This is a genomic window from Deltaproteobacteria bacterium (assembly GCA_026712905.1).
Lineage (GTDB): Bacteria > Desulfobacterota > Binatia > UBA9968 > JAJDTQ01 > JAJDTQ01.
In genome coordinates this window covers 1-2370 of the sequence record JAPOPM010000135.1, presented here as the reverse complement: position 1 = coordinate 2370, position 2370 = coordinate 1, and the positions used below count along the sequence as shown (strand labels likewise).

Genomic DNA, 2370 nt, shown 5'->3' with positions numbered 1-2370 from the left:
ACCTGGACGCCGCCTGGAGCGAGGCGGCCAACGACAAGGGATGCCGGGAACCGCGTGATGCTGAGCGCGCTCATCCACTGATGAGGCGGGGCGCGCGGATTCCTGACCGCGTGCGCCGTCTCCCGCCGGGTAGCCGGCGAGCGGCGCGATCTCGTTGGCAGAGTCCCGCTTTGAGTCAGCCTTTCTCGATCAACTCCACTTTTGACCCCGCCTCTTCCATATCTCCCCATGACAGTCCTCGCATGGCGGGCTCCCTTGCCTCCACGGTCCAGGCCCGCGACCTGCTGAGGATCGCGGGCGAGCTGCGCATTCCGAAGCTGGTGCTGGTGGGCGATGCAAAACAACTCGACGCCGTCGATGCAGGCAAGCCCTTCGCACAACTGCAGCAGGCGGGCATGAAGACTGCGGTGATGGACGAGATCATGCGCCAGCGCGATCCCGAGCTCAAGGCTGCCGTGAAGGCGAGCCTCGCGGGCGACATCGGCAAGGCGTTCGAGAAGCTCGGCGCCAACGTGGCCGAGGTGAACCCTCGGAACATCGCCGGTGCGGTGGCGGCGCGCTGGCTCGCACTCTCGCCGGAAGAGCGCGGGCGCACCGGGGTGATGGCCCCTAGCCATGAGCTGCGCCAGGGGATCAACGCGCACATCCGCGAGCGGCTTGCCCTCGAGGGCCGCATCGCGGGGCCCGCCCTGCACACCCAGCGGCTGGTCTCCAGAGGCTACACCAACGCCGAGAAGGCGCTCGCGGCGAACTATTCCCCCGGCGACGTGGTCGCGTTCCACCGCCCGTACAAGCGCCTCGGGGTTGAGAAGGGAGACGAACGCCGCGTCATCCGCGTCGATCACGGCAAGCGGGTGATCCATCTCGAAGGACCGGACGGGGACACAGTCGCCTGGAAGCCGTCGGAAAAATCGGCGGACACAGGGGTGGCGCCGAGGTCTACCGCGCCGAGACCATCGAGTTTCGCGCGGGCGACCGCATCCGCTGGACCCGCAGCGGTGCGGGCCCGGGCCTCGTGAACAGCGGCGCCGCCGACGTCGCGGGCTTTCGGAACGGGCGGGTGACGTTGACACGTGTCCCTTTTGCACCGCACCCTGAAGCGCCGTCCGTCCGTCGGCGTCCCTTGCGTCGACATCGGCGCCGGCCTTCAACAACACTCCAACGGCCGCCACGTGCCCATTCATCGATTTCCTGCCCCCGGCCGGCCGCCATCATGTCGTGGGCGAAGACCTGAGCGGCAAACAGAGATGCTCGCGCTATCTGCACCTCCGCTTCGGTTATGGGCCATGCGCGTTTTTCCAGCCACCGCTCGGCGAGCTCGGCAAGGAGCCGGTTGGCGGTTGTGCCGTTCTCCGGCCGCTTCCTCAAGGCGTTGCCAGAGTTCCTCGTCGATACGAATGTGCTTGTTGACTTGTTGACAGTGTGGGCCACGGCCTTTGCCTCCGCTTGCATCCCGAGGTTCCTTGGTGATGTTTCCGTTTTCGGGGCGTGGCTGGTTCAATTGCCGGCTTGCCTTCCCGACAGTATATCGCAGCCCGTCTCGAATCGCATGAACGGGACGCCGGATTCTTGTTGGACATTGGACAGGGCCGCTGGGGTAATTTTCTGATTCGCATTCGTTTTGTCATAGTCGTGCCTCTGACCACAAGAAAGGAGGCACGACCATGTTTGAAGCTCTCTTCACCCGTCGCCACACCATCGCGCGCTATCGCGGCGCGCCGCTTCTTGACGAGCGGCTTCGCTATCTCAGGCATTGCGCGCAGGGGGGCGCCCGGCGGGTAACGTTGTGCGGGGTTGCGGCTCATCAGGTGCACTCCAGGTCTCGGACGACGGGTGACCGTCGGATTTTTCGAAGCTAAGCGTTTCGCCAACTCGCCAACGGCGACATCCGGGCGAGAAGGGGCAGACGCAAAAGTCATGAGCAGATCGGCAAGTACTCGGTGCTTCCCTAGGCGTTCCCACGAACACGGAGAGTGAGGAAGAACTGTCGGGGGTACCCATCGAGCATCAAGCGTCAACTCTCATCCGCCTTACCGTCCAGTCCGAGCGTTTCGTCCTGCAGGCTCCTGGCGTGTTCCACCGCCGTTTCGAAGTCTTCCAGCCTGTCGAGTTCCACGAGTTCCTGGCGCTTGAGATAAGCAAGCACGTGAATACCCCGGAAGGTTGTCTTGAACAACTCGATCAGTGATCAGTTCAGGCGTCAGGCGGCTTTCGTCAAGGTCGAATCCCTGGGTAGCGGCGCGCGCTGCGGCCTCGCGCACGAACGCGCCGGGCATCATGTCGAGGCGCTCGGCGGCCTGGGTCACGGCTCGCCACTCGTCGCTGGAGAAGCGGATCGAGTGCGGGTATGTCCTGACAGCCATCGATTTT

Annotated in this window: 3 protein-coding genes; 2 read left to right on the top strand and 1 reads right to left on the bottom strand. The window is 64.5% G+C overall.

What is annotated here, in order from left to right:
• Positions 1 to 242 precede the first annotated feature (242 nt).
• Complete coding sequence (locus tag OXF11_10495) at positions 243 to 1019, top strand: AAA family ATPase (protein ID MCY4487527.1); 777 nt, start codon at positions 243 to 245, stop codon at positions 1017 to 1019.
• 995 nt (positions 1020 to 2014) lie between these two features.
• Here the strand turns inward: OXF11_10495 and OXF11_10490 are convergent.
• Positions 2015 to 2146, bottom strand: a complete 132-nt coding sequence (locus OXF11_10490) for a hypothetical protein (GenBank protein ID MCY4487526.1) — start codon at positions 2144 to 2146, stop codon at positions 2015 to 2017.
• A 22-nt stretch (positions 2147 to 2168) separates the two neighbouring features.
• On the opposite strand from OXF11_10490, the gene OXF11_10485 reads away from it, so the two are divergent.
• A partial coding sequence (locus OXF11_10485) for a hypothetical protein (protein MCY4487525.1) occupies positions 2169 to 2370 on the top strand: 202 nt, incomplete at its 3' end.

What these genes read in the sequence shown, in the direction of transcription:
- OXF11_10495 (MCY4487527.1), top strand. Translation starts at nt 243, where the DNA reads ATGGCGGGCTCCCTTGCCTCCACGGTCCAGGCCCGCGACCTGCTGAGG.